We start from the raw sequence: 16,567 nt of genomic DNA on the forward strand, positions 1-16,567 counted from the left end.
ACGGCGCTCGCCATCGACTTGCAATCGCAATTGAGTCATCGTGCCCCTCGCCGATTTTACGCTGCGACTTTCCTTCCGACGCTTCCACGAGCTGAATTTTCAGCCAAAATGGGAGCAACAAAAAGCCCTCGAAAACGGAGCGCTCTCAAGGGCTTGAAACTTGGTTGCGGGGCAAGATTTGAAGTGCGTCAGGAGAAGCTCATGATGTCTAGTGGATGAAAGTGCCGCCGAGGTAGGTCTTAGCCAGACGCCTCGTAGCGAGTCTTGGGTCCGAACCGGTAACGGCAGGACCAAGCGTAGACAGCAAGCGTGCAGGGTGTGTATTGGGCCACGTAATCGGATCGTCGCGGTCGCCGAGGCTGCTTCAAAAGTCGAAGGCAACACCGGGATCTGCGCTAAAGGCGAGCAGGTTCTGGGCCGCCGGGGTCGGAGACCACATCACGCGCGCACAGAAATCATGGGAACCTGAGAAACCCTGTCGTGTGCTCCGGCTCGTCACCGGAGGGAGAACTGGCCGAGCGAAAAGCAGAGGCCGTTCCTCAGGCACGGCAGGGTGGCGGATCGGGACGTAGTACTGTCGATGGCGGCGAAGGCAACGAGTCGACCGGAGGGAAGGCCCCGACTGATGGGAAACTCCGGTGAGCAGGCACGGGACCGGACACAGAGCCGGGTCATCCTGCCAGCCAATCTCACCAGGGTGAATGAGGCGGCCAAACGGTCGCGCCAGACTCGGTTCACGGCGCTGCTGCACCACGTCGACGTCGCTGCGCTCGAAAGGGCGTATCGACGGCTGCGGCGGCAGGCGGCGCCCGGGGTAGATGGGGTGACAGTGGACTCCTACGGGCAAGACCTCGAAGGTAATCTTCGCGATCTAGCCGACAGGGTCCATGGCGGCCGCTATCGGCCGTTGCCGGTTCGCCGGACCTACATCCCAAAGGCTGACGGCGGTCAGCGGCCTCTCGGCATCCTCGCGCTGGAAGATAAAATCGTCCAGGGCGCGGTGGCGGAGGTCTTGAGCGCCATCTATGAAGCCGACTTCCTCGATTGCTCCTTTGGCTTCCGACCCGGGCGCAGCGCTCATCAGGCGCTGCGGGTGGTGCGCGAAGCCATCACGACGGAGCCGGTGAACTGGGTACTCGATGCCGACATCCGTAGATACTTGGATGTTGCGTCATACTACACCTTCAGTTTTTTTGAGAGGGTCGAAGAGGTCCGGAGCAACTGCAGGTACTTGAATTCGTATGCCTTTTGCCCGTCCGCGATAGACGTGAACGGCCTTAAGCTCGCCGCGCTTTACACGTTGCAAGATGGTTTGCCGCGAGACGCCGAGTAGATTCATGGCCCTGAACATCTTCACGTAACCTTCGGGCGCGCTCTCCACAAAGCGCGACCGCAACTCGCCATTGATACGGATGCGCCACGGCGCGCCAGGTGTGATCTGCTCTCCGGCAATTAAGCCATCGTTGAGGCAGCGATGCAAAGTAGAGGGTGCGGTCCCGAGAGCGCGTGCTGCTTTCTCGATCGTCATGCACTCGCCGTCCTGCACTTGCTGTTTCGGCTCGAAGCACGGGATCTCCCAGTGCGTCCGCAGGCTCGACACACGATTTGCCGTAAACGACAGTCCTGTGGCCGTTGTCCGGCCTTGGCGATTGAGGATGCCGGCGATCTTGGTGTCGGGATAATGTGCAGCCAGTCGCCGCAGCAGATCGATCGTATCGTCGGCGGTGCGGATCGGCGATGGATGCGAGTGCGGCAATGGGACATTAACTTCACTGAAGAGACCGCCGCGCCAACGCAGCGTCAGGTGAGCGTGGTATTTATCGCGCTCGACTCCTAAGGTGATATCGTCGAGCAGCGTGCGGAGCAACTCCTTGCGATCGCGATCGCTCGTCGTGGGAGCGAACCAGATACGCTTGAGGTCTTTACCGAGTGCAAGGATCGCGTCGCGTTCTTCGTGCGTAAGCGAGCGCGGTCGGGCATGTTCGCGGTCCGAGAGTTCGGATTCGGCAGTCTTCAGTTCCAGCAGAGCGCTTTCCCATTCTGCTTCGAGTTCACGCGCGACGAGTTTATTCTCCGGGTCCACGGCGCGATAGCGTCGCTCGGCGCGCTGCGCGTTGTAGCGCGCACGCTCGACGTCGCGACGGAACTGCGCGAGAGTCGTCTCGTGATCGGCGTCGAATTGCTCGATCGCCTGGAGCGAGGCTTCCAGGCCTGCGGGCGCGAGAGTCGCAAGGAACGCTTCGGCGACAGCCGCATCAATCTGCATACCGCCGATGTTGAGGCAGTACTCGCCCCGGCCGTTGACGATGTTCTTGCCGGCGCAGTGGTATCCGGGCGCCGAGAACCGGCCGCTGTAGTGTACGGCCAGGCGCCGACCGCAGTGTCCGCATACGGCGAGGCCTTGCAGGAGTGCTGCGCCTTCTCTCACGGCACCCCCGCTCTGGTGCGGTCGAGGACGGATGTTCTGCGCCAGGCGCTTCTGGTTCGCCTCGAAGGTATTCCAATCGATGTATCCGGCATGATGGTCACGAATGAACACCGGCCACTGCTCGCGGTCGCGTTGTCTGATGCGCTTTCGGATTCGACCGCCCGCATCGAGATAGCATGTCTGCTGGGTGCGGCCATACACATAAACGCCGGCATAGAACGGGTTGGTGAGGACCTGGTGGATCTTTGTGTAAGTGGGGGCGACCCAGCGGAGATCGACAAGGCTGTTGGAGTGCAGCGGAAAGCGCAGGCCTTGCGAGCGGAACCACAGCCACACGCGTCGTGCCGAGCCGAATTCGGCAAAGCGGTCGAAGACAGCATGGATCGCGGCTTGCACCGACTCGTCAGGATGCAACAGCACCTCCCCGTCGGCGTCGCCCCGTACCAGACCCACCGGCAGCCCGCGGTGCAGTTCTCCGCGTGCGGCCTTGTTGCGGATGCCACCGAGCAGCCGCGCACGCAGCACATGCAGCTCTGCCTCTGACATCGTACCTTTGAGCCCGAGCACCAGGCGGTCATTGAACAAGCCCGGATGATAAATCCCATCTCCATCACCGATGAGCGTGTGGGTCAGGCCACATAGATCGAGCAGACGGTACCAATCAGCATTATTGCGCGCTAGTCGCGAGACTTCCAAGCCGAGCACGATGCCCACCTGGCCGAGGCCGACCTCCGCGGTCATACGCGCGAAGCCGGTGCGCTCGGAAAGGCCGGAACCGGAAATACCGAGGTCCTCGTCGATGACCTTCACCTGATCGCGTCGCCAAGCAAGCCGCGCGGCGCGTTCGGCTAACTCGTACTGACGGGCAGTGGACTCGCGATTATGCTCGACCTGCGTCGTACTGGACTGACGCACGTAGACGATTGCGCATCGGCGTAGGTGCTCAGCGGTGATCTTGCTCAGTTCGTTCATCGTTGTAATCTCCGGCAGTGGCGATTGCTCGGGCGATTAGTCGGGCGAGTCGCAGCACGAGATGTGCGCGCTGCTCTTTATCGAGGGCTCCCCATACAGGTACGGCCCCGCGCTGAGGTGGTGGGTCGAGAAAGCTTAGCTGCTGCATGGCTGTCCTCCGATTCCGGTGGTAGGACAGTATGCGCGGCATCCAATTGCCGCAGCAAAGCGTCGACGATCGTCCGGGCGTGCAGCAGCTCGGCGTGGGAAGCCAGGAATGCCGCTCGAGCGCATTGCGGGCTTGCACGCGGTAAATGTTGTGCGATAGGCAGATCTGTCCACGCGGCCGGTACAAGGGCACGGGTACCATCGGGCAGTACAAGCGTCAGATGAAGTTCGCCGCGTCGATGACACCAGCCAAGCACATTAAGCGCAGATCCCTCAAAGGGATGGCGCGACCGAACGATGGTTACCTGATCGGGATAGTCGTCGAGATGATGAGCGCGGTGATGGGTAGTCTGTCGAGTAGTCTTTCGACACTGTCCATCATCGGCTGCTCCTGAAATGCGTACGTCGTCGCATCAGGGACCTGCGATTCATTGATCTGCTCTGGCGAATCCTCAAAGCCGGTCACGTTGATCGTGGCTTATTCTTCGCAGCAAGTGAGGGCGTTCCGCAAGGCGGCGTTCTGTCGCCGCTCCTATCCAACATCATGCTCCATGAGTTTGATTGCTGGTTGGAGGCGAAATACCTGAACAAGAAAGCGAGGAAGGATCGTTGGGCGTGGAACTTCGGCATTCAACAGGGACGTCCGATCACGGTTCGAGAGAACCGCGAGTGGAAACCTGCTGTAGCCTATTGTCGCTATGCCGATGACTTCGTTGTCATCGTCAAAGGGACGAAGGCCCATGCCGAGGCCGTCCGCGAAGAGTGCCGGGCCTTTCTGGAAGGCAAGCTGAAGTTGACGCTGAATATGGAGAAAACCCATATCACCCACGTCAATGACGGCTTCGTCTTTCTGGGGCATCGGATCATTCGCAAGCGGGGATCAAGCGGACGGATGGCGGTCGTCACGACCATACCCAAAGAGAAGGCCAAGGCATTCGCACGAAGATTGTCGAAGGTCCTCTCTGGTGACCATGATCTTGCCAAGGTCGATATGGTGGGCCGCCTGAACCGCCAACTGCGGGGCTGGGCGGCTTTCTACAAGTACACGGACTTCACCGCGACCACGTTCCGGCACGTCGATCATGTCGTGTTCTGGAAAATGGCGCACTGGCTGGCGAGAAGTATCGGAGCCGCATCAAACCATTGATGCGGAGCTGGTATCGAGCACCAGTCGCTGGGCAGGCCAAGACCTGGTTTGTCCACGGGGTCAGTGAACGAGGCCATCGTGTCGGGAAAGCACTGCACCGATTGGTATCCAGTCCAAAGGGGCAGTTCCGATGGAGAAACCCAGAAGCAAATCCCTACATCTTCAGGGAGGAGCCCAGGAAGACCATCACCTCGCGATATCAGGATGTCGCAATGGCCATGGGCCAGACTTGAACGGAGAGCCGTATGCGCTGAAAGGTGCCCGTACGGTTCGGGGAGGAGAAGCGCTTATGCGCTTCTTACTCCATTTCGCCTTCGCGAGGCCTTCGCCTATCTCGCCGTGGTTCTCGACGGCTTCTCGCGCAAGGTGGTGGGGTGGGCTCTGGCTCCCCATCTCGACGCTTCGCTTGCCGTGGAAACGCTGGATCAGGCGCTTGCCGGTCGCAGGCCCAGACCTGCCAGCCTCATTCATCATTCCGATCGCGGCGTGCAAGGCGTCTTCGTGCTCGACCCCACGCGGACGCTGGTTAAGCGTTTGGCGGAAAGACAACGGCCAGAGGTGCTGCACCTCGACAACATCGTCGCCGATCGCCGGGGCTTGCGGAACCGACTAGGCGCTTTTCCCGGGTTGGGCTGATGAAGCTGACGGGAATATCGCGCCGGTGCCAAGCCCCTGGGGATCCGCCCCCGCTCATGGAGGAGATCAGGCGGCCGTTCAACAACCATATGGATCGGGCCTGGCCCGATCCTTCGTTAAGCTGCGGAGTGCAGGTGTTCACGACCTCACGCGCGTGGCTTCTCCTCCCCCGCGATGGCGGCCGGGCGTGCGTGTCAGAAATGCAGGCGCGTGAACGCGCGCTTTTTCTGGCCGGCACTCTCACACTAGCCTCTTCCGAATGACAGGACACCTGAAGCAACCTCACCGAGCCGGGGGTGTCGAATGGAACGTCAAGGTCGGTCGCCTACCTGCAACGAGAAGCGTCAGGCCATTGATCTGGCATTGTCGAGCGATCGCTCGACCTCGTCGGCCGGCAAATATGGTCCCCGTGGGTCCTGAAAGCCCCGCACGTTTCAATGCAGGGCATAGCGCGATCAGCTGGACCGATATCGAAAATGTATTTGCTTCTGGTCGGCCCTAAGCAGATCAAAGGGGCCTAGCAGACACAACACAGGAGAACGACATGGCTGTAATCCGCGGCACAGACTCCGACGATCACTTGCATGGGACGCCCGGCAGAGACTTTATCCAGGGCCTGGGCGGGAACGATTGGATCGATGGTGGTGCGAGCGCCGATAGTCTGGAAGGCAATCAGGGCGACGACACGCTCTCTGGTGGTGCGGGTGACGATTTTCTGTTCGGCGATCAGGGCAACGATGCTCTGTTCGGCAGAGACGGCAACGACACCTTCGTGTTCACGAGCGGGAATGGCAAGGATGCCGTGATGGACTTCGCGGTGGGGGATACACTGGACATCGAGGCAGGGATCAATCACACTGGTATTCATACGCTTGCCGATCTTGCCAATCGCGTTGAAGCGGATGGCTCGGATTCCACGGTCGTTGACCTCGGAGAGGGTAATTCGATCACGCTCTCCAATGTAAATGCTGCGGACGTTCAGCATCACCCTGAACATTATTTCTCGATCATCTGACGTTGCGGCCATACCTTTCGGCCGAGAACTGCGACCGGGCACGGCGATCGCTATTGGCGCATCCTTTTGCCTGCGGCGATTCGCCGTTGCCCGCGACCGGACGATTGGACATCGGTAACGTCTCCCTGCACGCGCTGGCGTATACGCAAGTGCACTTTCTGCACCGGCTCCTGAAGCAGCCTGGACTGTCGCCTCGGTATCACCGAGTGCCAGCGAATTGGACGACGTTGCTTATTGCTGCGCGCTTCCATCATGCTGTTCGGCGAACACCCACACCTGCCAAACCCAGAGGTCGATCTCATCCATGGTGCATCGGATCCTGCGGTCTACATCGATGCAGATCCGAATTCATCGAGGCTATCGGCTGTGCACGGATCGCGGCGAATGTTGCATGACGACCTCTCGCGTGTAAGACAATCGCGTGCGCCTATCGTCTAGGCCAAAGACTGCGGGCTTCCGCAAACTATCGAGTAAACATGAGAGTCACTGTTGCAGCCCGGGCGAGTTGGCTTTGGACGCAGCTAATCGGCCGGACGGTTCAGATTTGGAATCTTGGAAGGTTTGATGAAGGCGCGCCGGCAGTCTGTCTCACGGCCGGAGCGAGCCATCGTCAGCAGCGAGACGCGCCTCTGGCTATGGACTGGCATTTCACGGGGCAAGTCGCGCTAGGTTGATCAGATGAAGTCACTCGACAAACTCCTGACTATCGCTACCGGCCGCAGCGACATTGTTCTGGTGACGTTGCTGATTACGATCGTTTTCATGATGATTATTCCGCTTCCGTCAGTGCTTATGGATATGCTGCAAGCGGTCAATCTGGGAATTGCAGCGCTCATGCTGATGGTGGCGATCTACATCAAATCGCCACTTGCATTCGTCTCATTTCCATCGGCGCTTTTGCTAGCAACGCTGTTTCGGCTGGCGCTCGGTATTGCGGCAACTCGCACCATCCTGCATTCATGCGGATGCTGGCCAGATCATCAAGACCTTCGGTAACTTTGTCGTAGCTGGTAATCTCGTGGTAGGCGCGGTGACTTTTTTGATCATGACAATTGTACAATTTGTCGTCATCACCAAAGGATCAGAGCGCGTTGCCGAGGTCGCTGCACGGTTTTCACTGGATTCCATGCCGGGAAAGCAGATGAGCGTCGATGGCGACTTGCGGGCAGGCAGCATCGACATGAGAGAGGCTAGCAGGCGCCGTGTTGCCATCGAGCGCGAAAGTCAATTGTACGGTGCCATGGACGGCGCCATGAAGTTCCTCAAAGGGGACGCGATCGCAGGCCTGATCAGCATTATCGTGAACATCATGGGCGGGATCGCGATTGGTTCACTCCAAAGGGGAATGGGATTCTCGGAGGCGCTTGAAGTCTATACGACCCTGACCATTGGCGATGGTCTCGTCAGTCAGATTCCGGCGCTGTTCACCTCGATCACGGCAGGATTCATCGTCACGAGAGTTAGCTCCGAAGACAACAGCGCAGACCTCGGCAATGCGATCGGCAATGAACTGAGTGCGCAGCCACGTGCACTCATGGTTGGAGCATTCATGCTCGTCCTGTTCTCTCTTGTGCCAGGCTTTCCGATAGTGAGTTTTATAGTTTTGGCAGCAGCCGTGGGTGGGGCCGGCTGGCTGCTGCAGCGTCGTGGCCAGCTATTGCGCACTGACTCGCATGGCCAGCCACTTAGCGGGGGAGCGCTGTCGACGAGTTCGACTGAGGCCTCTGAGGCAAACAAGGTAGGCAGTAATGGCATCATGCTTACCGTACCGCTGATGATCGACATTGACCGCGATATCCAGACGATGATTCAGCCGGACGTGCTTGACAAAGCGTTGGTGGCCACGCGGCAGGCGCTGATGCTCGATCTTGGCGTTCCGGTTCCCGTGATCAACGTCCGAATAAACGATGATTGTAGCAGGGGTGAATATATTATCAGGTTAAATGAAGTTCCATACAGCTCGGGACGATTGCGGCCTCAACATATCCTGGCGCGTGATACTCCCGAGGGCCTCGAAATGGTGGACATTCCATGTGTCATGGAAGAGTCCTCGTTCTTGCCTCAGATCGAGGCCGTCTGGGTTGATGTCGCACACCTCGAGTCGCTGCGAGCTGCGGGCATCCTGTATCTGGAAGCAGCCCAGATTCTTTCCTGCCATGTTGGTCAAATCGCGCGTCGGCACGCCGATGAGTTCATCGGTATCCAGGAAACGAAAGCGCTTTTGAAGCAGGCGGAGGTATCCTTTCCGGAACTCGTGAAGGAGGCGTTGCGCCTGGTCCCTCTGCAAAAGATCGCTGAGGTGCTTAAGCGGCTCGTTTCGGAGCAGGTTTCGCTGAGAAATATGCGCGCTATCCTCAACACATTGGTCCAATGGGACAAAACGAGAAGGATACAGTCCTGCTAACCGAGTATGTGCGTGGCGCGCTCAAGAGGCAGATCTGCTTTCAGCATTGTGCCGGTACGAATTTGTTGCCGGCCTACATTTTGACGGCGGATGTGGAAGACACAGTGCGCAAGTCAATTCGGCAGACGTCTGCCGGAAGCTATCTCGCTCTCGATCCGCAGACCACGCAGCAGATCATTGGCAGGATAAAAGATGCCGCCGGCATCCTTGAATCACCGCCGTACAAGCCCGTGCTACTCACCTCGTTCGATATCCGTCGGTACATCCGCAAGCTTGTCGAGGTCGATTTGTACGAGCTCCCGGTGCTCTCCTATCAGGAGCTTACCCCTGACATCTCCGTCCAGCCCTTGGCGCGAATTGCGCTGTAGTGACGAACATGCCAATGGAAAAGAATGTTGTGACCGCTGAACAGGCCAAGCTCACTTTGCGCGTGCTGTCCGGGCCAAACCTGGGTGCGGAGACATGGCTGGGCGAGGGAGCGTGGCTCATCGGTAGCCATAGTACGGATGACCTCACCTTCGGCGATCCGGAACTCGTCGGTTCGCATATTCGTGTTGTTATCGAGTCGGAAAAATCCAGATCACTGCGTTCGCACCGGGCGTGCTTGTCAACGGTAGGGAGTGCACTACAAACAATCCGACTATCCTTGATCCGTTCACCCCGGTCCGTGTTGGCCCACAATCTTCAGCCTGGGCCCCATCGGGCTCGGCTTTCCCGAGGATGATACCGTACTCGAGCGCCAGAGGTTGGGTGCAAGCAGGCCCCCTTCAGATGCGACAGACTCATCGGCTTTGGGCAGCCGGCGAACACGTCTCGCGGTGGGCTGGATACCGTGGCGATTGCGGCTGGGGGCAGTGGTTTGTGGCCTCCTGATGATAATATGTGGCGCTTGGGCAGGTATGGAGCGGCTTCACTCCCGGGCTTTTTCTACCGCTCTGGGCACTCCGGCGATCGAGCCGCAGACGGCTGATCCTCATGGGTTGGACATTGCACCCGACGTCAATATCCCGTCGACGGCCGGGAAGCTGGCGATCGACCTGGAGCCTGGAGAGAATACCAACAAGAGCCAGTCTGGCGGGCAAGACCCCGGGCTTGCGGCTGACCTCGCAGCAAAGCCACCGGCCACTGCTAAATTATCTCACGCAAGGCTCATCGATCTCGCAGCTACGATCTTACATGCTTTTGATATCGACGGTCGCGTTCACGTAGAAGGTGCAGGCGAACTCACAGTGAAAGGGTACTGTCGGAGCGATGCCAAAGTAGAAGCGGCCCTTCGTCGTCTGCAGCAGGATATCCCGGGCGTTTACAAGACCAATGATGAAGTGGCAACACCAGATCGCGCACGCGCTTTTCTGCTGGAGGCGGCTTCCGCCGAACTGCGCCGGTCCATCCGCATCACCGCAAGGCCCGATGTCGTATCTGTGTCTGGAGCGCTGGCCTCGGCTACATACGATGAGTGGAAGGACCTTGCCGCTCGGTTCGAGGAAAGATTCAACCCCTATATCCGGCTCGAGTCACGATGCGAGCTGATGGTATTGCCCGCGGTACGGGGGGTACACCTGGGCCGCACACCGTTCGTCGTGGTTGAGAACGGAGCGCAGTTGAAAGTGGGCGACAGCATCGATCACATCGGCAAGATTGCTGACATTGACCACGACGGACTTATCGTGCGTGTGGGAGAATCGAACCTTCGCATGCTCTATCGAGGCAACCCAGAGTGGTTAACCGAGGATGATCAAAGGTGAAGAGGAATCCATCGTGCTTGAGCTGGAAAAGCAGCTGCTAAATGATGTTGATGGCTCCAGCAGAGCTGTCATCAATGGAGACCTCCAGAACTGGAGGCAATCTCTGAAACGTGACATTGATATCGGCGTCACGACGCGGCAGTTCGAGGCACTGCGGGCGCTGCTTGAGGCAATAGATTGCGCGACAGAAGTCGTTGATGCTACATGGATACGGCATCACCGCGGAATAGTCCGCTGAGTAATGAGAGGTGAAATTGATTTCGGCAGCATAACCAACTCTATTGGGCAGTCCGTTACCCAATCGGAACGCAATGTGAGAGAACGTATGGCAACCATGAACCCAGACGACACTATGGATCAGCTTCGGTTTCAGCTCTCAATGAGCAAGCACACGACGCTGTTGAACTTGAACTCCACCATCATCAAGGCGGTTCACGACGCACTCAATGGTATCATCCGGAATATTGCCTGATCTTCATCGGTAGGTTTGGTCGTTCGGCGCCGGTACGATATGCGGGCTGATGGGCGAGCCCGGATATACTGATCAGGCCCGAATCGACCGAACGAAATCGAACGCGACTGATGTCACCTAACTTCCTGCAACTTCGTCATCTCCGCTATTTTCTGGGCATCGTGGATGCCGGTAGCTTCACGGGGGCGGCAGGCATGCTGCACGTGGCGCAGCCCGCCCTCAGTCAGCAAATGACTGCCCTTGAAGCTGAACTTGGCGTCGCACTGCTCCAGCGCAGTCAGCGCGGCATTCGTCCAACTCCCGCGGGCGAAATCTTCTATCGTGAGGCGGCATCGATCATTGAGCAGGTGGAACAGCTGGGCCGCGTCGTCCAGTCAGCGGCAGGAGAACCGGAAGGCCTGGTAAGGCTCGGCATGTCACCGGGATTTGCGGTGTGCTGGGCTTGCGACTTTATGGAAGCCTGCCGGATGATCCTGCCGAAAGTGCAGCTCCGTCTGGTTGCGGGTGACATTCTGCGCATGAGATCGCTTATCGCGTCGCGCGGGGTCGATATCTGCTTCCTTCTGGAAGATGAGCCTATCCTGGGTCTAGCCCGGCAGCCGCTTTTTTGTCAGCCACTATCGCTGGTTGGACCTCTGTTTGCCGAAGATATCGCGCATACCATTTCGCTCGAGCGGCTGGCTCACCTTCCTCTTGTGCTGCCGACACGGCCCAACACAGTTCGCAGCGCGTTGGACCGGGCGTTCCAGGGGGCCGGTTTGACTCCCAATTGCGTCGCGGAAGTCGACACGTTCGCCAGTGCGCTCTCCCTGGTCAATGCAGGCATCGGCAATGTGATCGTTCCGAAGATCGTCTTCTCGGACATACCGGGGCAGGGCCGCCTGAGGCTGATGTCAATAGATCCGCCGATCCATGTGACGGCATGGCTGATCTCTTCCGGCAATACTCCGCTCCCCTTCGCGGCTCAGGCGGTAGGTGACCTCCTGGCAACCCACGTGGACCTTGCGCTTCGGAAAAATGGCAGAACAACGTGAAAGCGTCGCGCGGAGGTCGAACGCCAGAGCATTTGCCTGATCGGGTCTGTTCCGACGGCGGAAGACCGGTCGAACTGCCATGGCTGATAGGCCCCATCTAGTTGCGGCAAACCTTCATCGAAGTTGCGTCAGAGCCAAATATTGGCTCTGACGCAATTTTGGTGCAGCTCCGATTATTCTGCACCGATTAGCCGGGCCTGGAGCAGATCGATCTTCCCGCGGCCATACATTTGACGCCTGACGAGCTTGAGGCGCGTGATCTGTCCTTCGGTTTGTCCGTTGGACCAGGGCGAAGTGATCGCCGCCCGCACCGCCGCCTCATCCTTGGCGACGCCGTTGGCGAACGAAGCGACGAGACTGCTGCGGGCGCGCTCGATCCATGGAGTCAGTCCCGCGTCAACCTTGCGCCGGACCATCAAGTGGAATTCAGCGATGATCTCGCGTGCCTCGACCAGAGTCGGTATCCCAGCTTCGATTGCCGCTACCGTGACGGTCTCCGCTTTCGTTAGCAAGTCCCGGCCGATTGTCATTAGCCGCGCGATCGTTCTGGCCGACGGAATCCTCTGAAGATTTCGCGCGTCGGCCTTTTCAGCCCGTTGTCTGCGAGTTGCCCACTCGCTGATGACACGGAGCGAGCCTCGGAAGCCACGCGCTGTTAAGCGGCGCCAAAGTTCAGCTCCATTGCGGCAGCCGGACGCCCATTGATCGTCGAGCCATGGCAAGTGCAGATCCAACGAACTTTGCCGGGTTCGGAAGACGTCGTGGCGTTCGTCGCGGACCACCTGTCGCACCAGCTTCCTGCTATGGCCGGTCTGACGCACGATCTGCTTGATAGGTATGCCGTTCTTCGACAGAGCCAGGATAGCCGCGTTGGTCTCCTCGCGGCGCAGATAGCCCTCATACTGGAGGCGCTCGGCGGCCGTGAGCAGCTTGGGATCGATCGTGGTCGCACCGATGACGAGGCGTATCTGGCGCATCGATTTGCGCACGGCATCGAGGAAGGCCCGACTGGCGTTCTCCATCAGATGCCAACGATCGGCTACCTGCACCGCGTGCGGCAGGGCCTTTGCTGCTGCTTCGCCATATCCCCCGCCACGATCGCGAGCGATGATCGCGATCGTGGGGTGAGCAGAGAGCCAGGCTTGAGCGGTCGCTGGTTCACGATCCGGCAGCACGGTGACCACCCGGCGCCTTTCCAGGTTGCAGATGATGCTCGCGTATCGGTGATTGCGCCGCCAAGCCCAGTCATCAATGCCGATAACCCTGAGCGGGTGAGCTGGGGGACGGCTACGGCGCCGAACTACCCGAAGAAGCGTATCTTTGCTCACCGGCAGCATTAGCCGCTTTGCAAAGCCCGCTGCCGGTCGACCGCCAAGCGCCAGACCGAGGTGATGGACGATGGAGTCCAGCCTTGCCGTCCGTCGCGCCGATGGCGCCAGTACCCCTTCGGCGAAGCGCTCGGTGAAGATTTGGCGCCCGCATAGGACGGCATCACAGCGGAAGCGGCGGGCGATCACCACGAGCTCCACGATCCGCCCGGACAGCGGCAGATCGGTCACGCGTCGCCGATACCGGCTATGGATACGCCGCGAAACTGTCCCGCACGATGGACACAGACCAACACTTCCGGACGCCCGGACCGTGATGACGGCCTTATCACCCTCGTAGCACGCACTCTCTACAACAAACCCACGCGGCACCAGACTGGAGCGGTGGAGTGCTTGCTGCATGGCGCTGATTCTCCCCTAATCAATGCGCCAAACATCCCTCGAACTGCATCAAAAGTGAGTCAGAGCCCAATATTGACCCCCTAAGCCGGGGGATCGGCGTCCAAAATTTGCAAGCCGATTGACACTCTTGACCTTCACCTCCCGGTACCAACCGACCTGCACCAGTTCGGCGAGGCCTCGCGCGTCGATTTGATCACTCTTGTTCATGCGAACCGACGAGGCTGCGTGCGCGTGCCGAGCGTCGATACAGACAACGGGAAGCTCAACCCTGCAGAGTTCATGCCACAGCCAACTCGCCATCGCGCCAGTTTCGAACCCGATGCGCTCGGCATGAGGCGCATGCTTACGAAGCAGGCTGGTCAACAAGCCCGGATCAGATTTGGCCTTTCCTTCAAAAATCACTTGTCCCATCTCGCCAACTACGCATATCGCGGTTTCCCTCTGCGAGACGTCCAGCCCAACGTATTGCTTCATCATAGCTGCTCCGAATCGTTTGATTGCGAGAGCTTGACAATAGCGAGAGTACCTTCCTCCCACGGATAGGCGACGCTGTTTTGGGCGGACGATATTCGTTGCTCGCTCAGGTAAAGGGATCGATCGCTCGCATCATCTGAGCAAGCCGCCGGCCTGCCGCCGGCTCGGATACAGTCTCGGTACCGCCACGGCTCCACGAAACTGCCGGCCCAGATTCCGCGGCTGGAGATCTCCTTCATGCCGTCCAGAATGCCTCTTCTAGGCTGACACCGATCTTGTGGCCGCCGACAACGATGGATCGCTTCACGAGGGGGATTTCACGGTTGCCCTCGCGACCCTAGCAGTGTCATTTGCGCCAGCCGGGGTCAGTCCGTGCAAACGAGAACGGCTCTGGCGCGCGAGGCTGGAACACACCAGAGCCGTCCCCGCCTGTACGCACCGCAATGCCATTAAAGGCATCTTAGAGCGGCATATCCTGCCAGATTCGGCGACATCGCTGTCTATGACCTGACCCGCACCGCTAAGACGCGCGGCAGCGTCACCGACATGCTCGACAAGGTGAAAGCACACGGCGGTGCCAAGGGCGGCCCACCGATGGCCAACCGCGTCCATACCCACCTTAAGACGGTCCTGAAATGGTGGGCGGACTGGGACGAGAAGTTCACGACGCAACCGATGCCGGGCAGGAAGCCGGGCGGCATGGAGAAGAGTTCGGGACCGCTTCCTGCCGTTCGAGGAGATCGCCGACTTCTGGCGTGCCGCCGATGAGCTGGAAGAGCCAGCTCGGAACTACTGGAAGGCGGTCCTGCTCTGCGGTGGGCGGCGCAGCGAAGTCGCCAACATGCACACGCGGGAATTCGAGGGCGGCGATTGGATCGTCCCGGCGGATCGCTACAAGACCGATGTCGACCACACCGTCCCGCTCACGCCTTCATTGCTGGAGCTTGTCGAGCGGAAGCCGGAAGGCTGCAAATCGAAATCGTGGTTTGTGTTCTCGACCACGGGCGGGGAGGTTCCGATCTCCGGCTTTAGCAAGATGAAGGTGGCGCTCGACAAGAAGATCAATACGATCCGCAAGCGGGAAGGACGCAAGCCGATGAAGCATTGGCAGATTCGTGATCTGCGCCGCTCATGCCGGACATTGATGGTGTCGCTCGGGATCAACGAAACTCACGCCAAGGCCGTCACCGGGCACAAGATGCAGGGCATCGATGCCGTCTACAACGTCCACGGCTATCGAGATGAGAAGGCCGCCGCAATCGAGAGGTTCGCGGCTCACATCAGGAGCCTGCTCGCTCCGGCTCCAGCTCCCGCTCCGAGGTCCGAGAACGTCGTCGCCTTCGCCCCGAGGAAGCAGGACCGGCGTCGGCCGTCGATTTCCGCTTGAGAGATTGAAGCCATTCTTCAAGGTCGGGCGGCCTGCTGATAGGCGACGTTGGCCTCTTGCATCGCGAGCTGAAAGCCTTGCAAGCTTCGCTCGTGGACTTCTCTAAGATTGGGCATTACGCAAACTCCTGGTTGATCTAAGCGGCATGGTCCTGCGCCTTCATCCTCGGCGGCAGCGCGCCCTGTTGCCGAAGGAATTGATCGAATGCCATTCGGTAGAGGTCCGACTTCGTGAATAGCCCGTTCGCCGCCAGCGCATTGAAGGCGGCTTCGCGCTCCTCGGGGCCGCAGAACTCGAAGATCACCGGGAAGCGTCGGGCGCGCGCCATGTAGTTACCCCTACGTTACAGGGGAACGAACCGGGATGATCTCCCGACGTTCTCCCGACATTGTCTAGTCACCGTAGATCACGCACCCGTCCGCCATTGATGGCGCGCAGATCGGCATAGGCATCTGCCAGTCGCTTGTTCGCGACATTGAGAGCAACCGTGCCGCCACCGCGCGAGTAGTTGACCTCCGCCTTCTCGACGGCGGCGCGCGCGTTGTGCACTTCGTCGTAAGCGGCATCGAGATCGGTCCAAAACATCATGATCGAGTTTCCCCGTTGTGTTACTGTAAGGATACTATCCTGCATAAGTTTTTCCACGAAGTCAGGCTGCTCCGTTCTGCCTCGTCAAACGAAATCAATTTTTGCTCCGCTGAGAGGCGTTTCTCGCGTGGCAAGGTCGAGCCTCATACCCATCGCACGATATTCTCTCGGGGCAAAAGTGGCGATCGTCGCTATCGCCGTCCGTCTGTTGTTTCGAGCTGCGTCTGGTTCAAGACATCGATGTACCAGGCGCGACAGTAAGAAAGGAAGTATTCCGGCAGCGCAGCGAAAGGCGATTGGGCTTTCACGAAAAGCTCGCAAAATAAGATTGGCACGTCGGTTGCTTGAGATGCTGGGCTAATCCGTTACGACACCATGATCGCATCCT

17 protein-coding genes and 4 pseudogenes are annotated in these 16,567 nt (G+C 59.1%); 14 read left to right on the forward strand and 7 right to left on the reverse strand.

From position 1 onward, the window contains the following. Window positions 1-219: hypothetical protein (locus ACSKB8_RS41030; protein WP_438110954.1), on the forward strand; the 219-nt coding region annotated here is incomplete at its 5' end. Between the two features lie 652 nt (window positions 220-871). On the opposite strand, the gene ACSKB8_RS41035 is transcribed toward ACSKB8_RS41030, so the two are convergent. Continuing rightward, window positions 872-1,081: a hypothetical protein gene (locus tag ACSKB8_RS41035; RefSeq protein ID WP_438111804.1), complete on the reverse strand. Its 210-nt coding sequence runs from the start codon at window positions 1,079-1,081 to the stop codon at window positions 872-874. Here ACSKB8_RS41035 and ACSKB8_RS41040 point away from each other — a divergent pair. Continuing rightward, window positions 986-1,333, forward strand: a complete 348-nt coding sequence (locus ACSKB8_RS41040) for a hypothetical protein (protein ID WP_438111773.1) — start codon at window positions 986-988, stop codon at window positions 1,331-1,333. The two genes, ACSKB8_RS41035 and ACSKB8_RS41040, sit on opposite strands and share 96 nt — an antisense overlap. A gap of 915 nt (window positions 1,334-2,248) precedes the next feature. Here the strand turns inward: ACSKB8_RS41040 and ACSKB8_RS41045 are convergent. Continuing rightward, window positions 2,249-3,400 (reverse strand): annotated as a pseudogene (locus ACSKB8_RS41045) (recombinase family protein); the annotation flags it as partial. Between the two features lie 368 nt (window positions 3,401-3,768). On the opposite strand from ACSKB8_RS41045, the gene ACSKB8_RS41050 reads away from it, so the two are divergent. From ACSKB8_RS41050 to ACSKB8_RS41095, 10 genes and pseudogenes are all read left to right on the forward strand, one after another. Next, window positions 3,769-3,942 (forward strand): hypothetical protein, encoded by a 174-nt coding sequence (locus ACSKB8_RS41050; protein WP_438110956.1) that lies wholly within the window; start codon window positions 3,769-3,771, stop codon window positions 3,940-3,942. A gap of 26 nt (window positions 3,943-3,968) precedes the next feature. Beyond that, entirely contained in the window at window positions 3,969-4,694 is a 726-nt protein-coding gene (locus ACSKB8_RS41055; RefSeq protein WP_438111774.1) for a reverse transcriptase domain-containing protein, read from the forward strand. Window positions 4,695-4,898: 204 nt separating this feature from the next. Continuing rightward, window positions 4,899-5,186, forward strand: a pseudogene (locus ACSKB8_RS41060) (DDE-type integrase/transposase/recombinase); the annotation flags it as partial. 688 nt (window positions 5,187-5,874) lie between these two features. After that, a complete protein-coding gene (locus tag ACSKB8_RS41065) occupies window positions 5,875-6,345 on the forward strand; it encodes a calcium-binding protein (RefSeq protein ID WP_438110958.1) in 471 nt (156 codons plus the stop codon). Between the two features lie 678 nt (window positions 6,346-7,023). Beyond that, a complete protein-coding gene (locus ACSKB8_RS41070) occupies window positions 7,024-7,341 on the forward strand; it encodes an FHIPEP family type III secretion protein (RefSeq protein ID WP_438110960.1) in 318 nt (105 codons plus the stop codon). Window positions 7,342-7,363: 22 nt separating this feature from the next. Then, window positions 7,364-9,117, forward strand: a pseudogene (gene sctV / locus ACSKB8_RS41075) (type III secretion system export apparatus subunit SctV). 531 nt (window positions 9,118-9,648) lie between these two features. After that, entirely contained in the window at window positions 9,649-10,494 is an 846-nt protein-coding gene (locus ACSKB8_RS41080) for a hypothetical protein (protein ID WP_438110961.1), read from the forward strand. Continuing rightward, complete coding sequence (locus tag ACSKB8_RS41085) at window positions 10,481-10,732, forward strand: EscE/YscE/SsaE family type III secretion system needle protein co-chaperone (RefSeq protein ID WP_438110963.1); 252 nt, start codon at window positions 10,481-10,483, stop codon at window positions 10,730-10,732. Before ACSKB8_RS41080 ends, ACSKB8_RS41085 begins: the two co-directional genes overlap by 14 nt. A gap of 3 nt (window positions 10,733-10,735) precedes the next feature. Next, window positions 10,736-10,966 carry an EscF/YscF/HrpA family type III secretion system needle major subunit gene (locus ACSKB8_RS41090; RefSeq protein WP_438110965.1) on the forward strand — a complete coding sequence of 77 codons (231 nt, stop codon included), beginning with the start codon at window positions 10,736-10,738 and terminating at the stop codon, window positions 10,964-10,966. Between the two features lie 110 nt (window positions 10,967-11,076). Beyond that, window positions 11,077-12,000 (forward strand): LysR family transcriptional regulator, encoded by a 924-nt coding sequence (locus ACSKB8_RS41095; RefSeq protein ID WP_438110967.1) that lies wholly within the window; start codon window positions 11,077-11,079, stop codon window positions 11,998-12,000. Window positions 12,001-12,173: 173 nt separating this feature from the next. On the opposite strand, the gene ACSKB8_RS41100 is transcribed toward ACSKB8_RS41095, so the two are convergent. The 3 genes and pseudogenes from ACSKB8_RS41100 to ACSKB8_RS41110 form a co-directional block, all read right to left on the reverse strand. Beyond that, complete coding sequence (locus ACSKB8_RS41100) at window positions 12,174-13,730, reverse strand: ISL3 family transposase (protein WP_438110969.1); 1,557 nt, start codon at window positions 13,728-13,730, stop codon at window positions 12,174-12,176. Window positions 13,731-13,853: 123 nt separating this feature from the next. Then, a pseudogene (locus ACSKB8_RS41105) lies at window positions 13,854-14,204 on the reverse strand (IS110 family transposase); the annotation flags it as partial. A 235-nt stretch (window positions 14,205-14,439) separates the two neighbouring features. Further along, window positions 14,440-14,511 carry a ribbon-helix-helix domain-containing protein gene (locus ACSKB8_RS41110; RefSeq protein ID WP_438111775.1) on the reverse strand — a complete coding sequence of 24 codons (72 nt, stop codon included), beginning with the start codon at window positions 14,509-14,511 and terminating at the stop codon, window positions 14,440-14,442. 239 nt (window positions 14,512-14,750) lie between these two features. Here ACSKB8_RS41110 and ACSKB8_RS41115 point away from each other — a divergent pair, with 239 nt between their 5' ends. Continuing rightward, on the forward strand, window positions 14,751-14,972 hold the full coding sequence (locus tag ACSKB8_RS41115; RefSeq protein ID WP_438110971.1) for a hypothetical protein: 222 nt from the start codon (window positions 14,751-14,753) through the stop codon (window positions 14,970-14,972). A 1-nt stretch (window position 14,973) separates the two neighbouring features. Continuing rightward, complete coding sequence (locus ACSKB8_RS41120; protein ID WP_438111776.1) at window positions 14,974-15,591, forward strand: tyrosine-type recombinase/integrase; 618 nt, start codon at window positions 14,974-14,976, stop codon at window positions 15,589-15,591. A 136-nt stretch (window positions 15,592-15,727) separates the two neighbouring features. On the opposite strand, the gene ACSKB8_RS41125 is transcribed toward ACSKB8_RS41120, so the two are convergent. Beyond that, the gene (locus ACSKB8_RS41125) at window positions 15,728-15,919 is read right to left on the reverse strand and encodes a hypothetical protein (protein ID WP_438110972.1); all 192 of its coding nucleotides are present in this window, start codon (window positions 15,917-15,919) and stop codon (window positions 15,728-15,730) included. A gap of 68 nt (window positions 15,920-15,987) precedes the next feature. Continuing rightward, window positions 15,988-16,179, reverse strand: a complete 192-nt coding sequence (locus ACSKB8_RS41130; protein ID WP_438110974.1) for a hypothetical protein — start codon at window positions 16,177-16,179, stop codon at window positions 15,988-15,990. Window positions 16,180-16,567: the final 388 nt, after the last annotated feature.

The sequence above is a fragment of the Bradyrhizobium sp. BR 1432 genome (assembly GCF_051547705.1).
GTDB lineage: Bacteria > Pseudomonadota > Alphaproteobacteria > Rhizobiales > Xanthobacteraceae > Bradyrhizobium > Bradyrhizobium zhanjiangense.

Bases quoted from the DNA above. Each gene is read 5' to 3' on its own strand.
- ACSKB8_RS41115 (WP_438110971.1), top strand. From the start codon at position 14,751: ATGCTCGACAAGGTGAAAGCACACGGCGGTGCCAAGGGCGGCCCACCG.
- ACSKB8_RS41080 (WP_438110961.1), top strand. From the start codon at position 9,649: ATGGAGCGGCTTCACTCCCGGGCTTTTTCTACCGCTCTGGGCACTCCG.
- ACSKB8_RS41070 (WP_438110960.1), top strand. From the start codon at position 7,024: ATGAAGTCACTCGACAAACTCCTGACTATCGCTACCGGCCGCAGCGAC.
- ACSKB8_RS41090 (WP_438110965.1), top strand. From the start codon at position 10,736: ATGAGAGGTGAAATTGATTTCGGCAGCATAACCAACTCTATTGGGCAG.
- ACSKB8_RS41035 (WP_438111804.1), bottom strand. From the start codon at position 1,081: ATGAGCGCTGCGCCCGGGTCGGAAGCCAAAGGAGCAATCGAGGAAGTC.
- ACSKB8_RS41095 (WP_438110967.1), top strand. From the start codon at position 11,077: ATGTCACCTAACTTCCTGCAACTTCGTCATCTCCGCTATTTTCTGGGC.
- ACSKB8_RS41130 (WP_438110974.1), bottom strand. From the start codon at position 16,179: ATGATGTTTTGGACCGATCTCGATGCCGCTTACGACGAAGTGCACAAC.
- ACSKB8_RS41050 (WP_438110956.1), top strand. From the start codon at position 3,769: ATGAAGTTCGCCGCGTCGATGACACCAGCCAAGCACATTAAGCGCAGA.
- ACSKB8_RS41125 (WP_438110972.1), bottom strand. From the start codon at position 15,919: ATGGCGCGCGCCCGACGCTTCCCGGTGATCTTCGAGTTCTGCGGCCCC.
- ACSKB8_RS41085 (WP_438110963.1), top strand. From the start codon at position 10,481: ATGATCAAAGGTGAAGAGGAATCCATCGTGCTTGAGCTGGAAAAGCAG.
- ACSKB8_RS41100 (WP_438110969.1), bottom strand. From the start codon at position 13,730: ATGCAGCAAGCACTCCACCGCTCCAGTCTGGTGCCGCGTGGGTTTGTT.
- ACSKB8_RS41065 (WP_438110958.1), top strand. From the start codon at position 5,875: ATGGCTGTAATCCGCGGCACAGACTCCGACGATCACTTGCATGGGACG.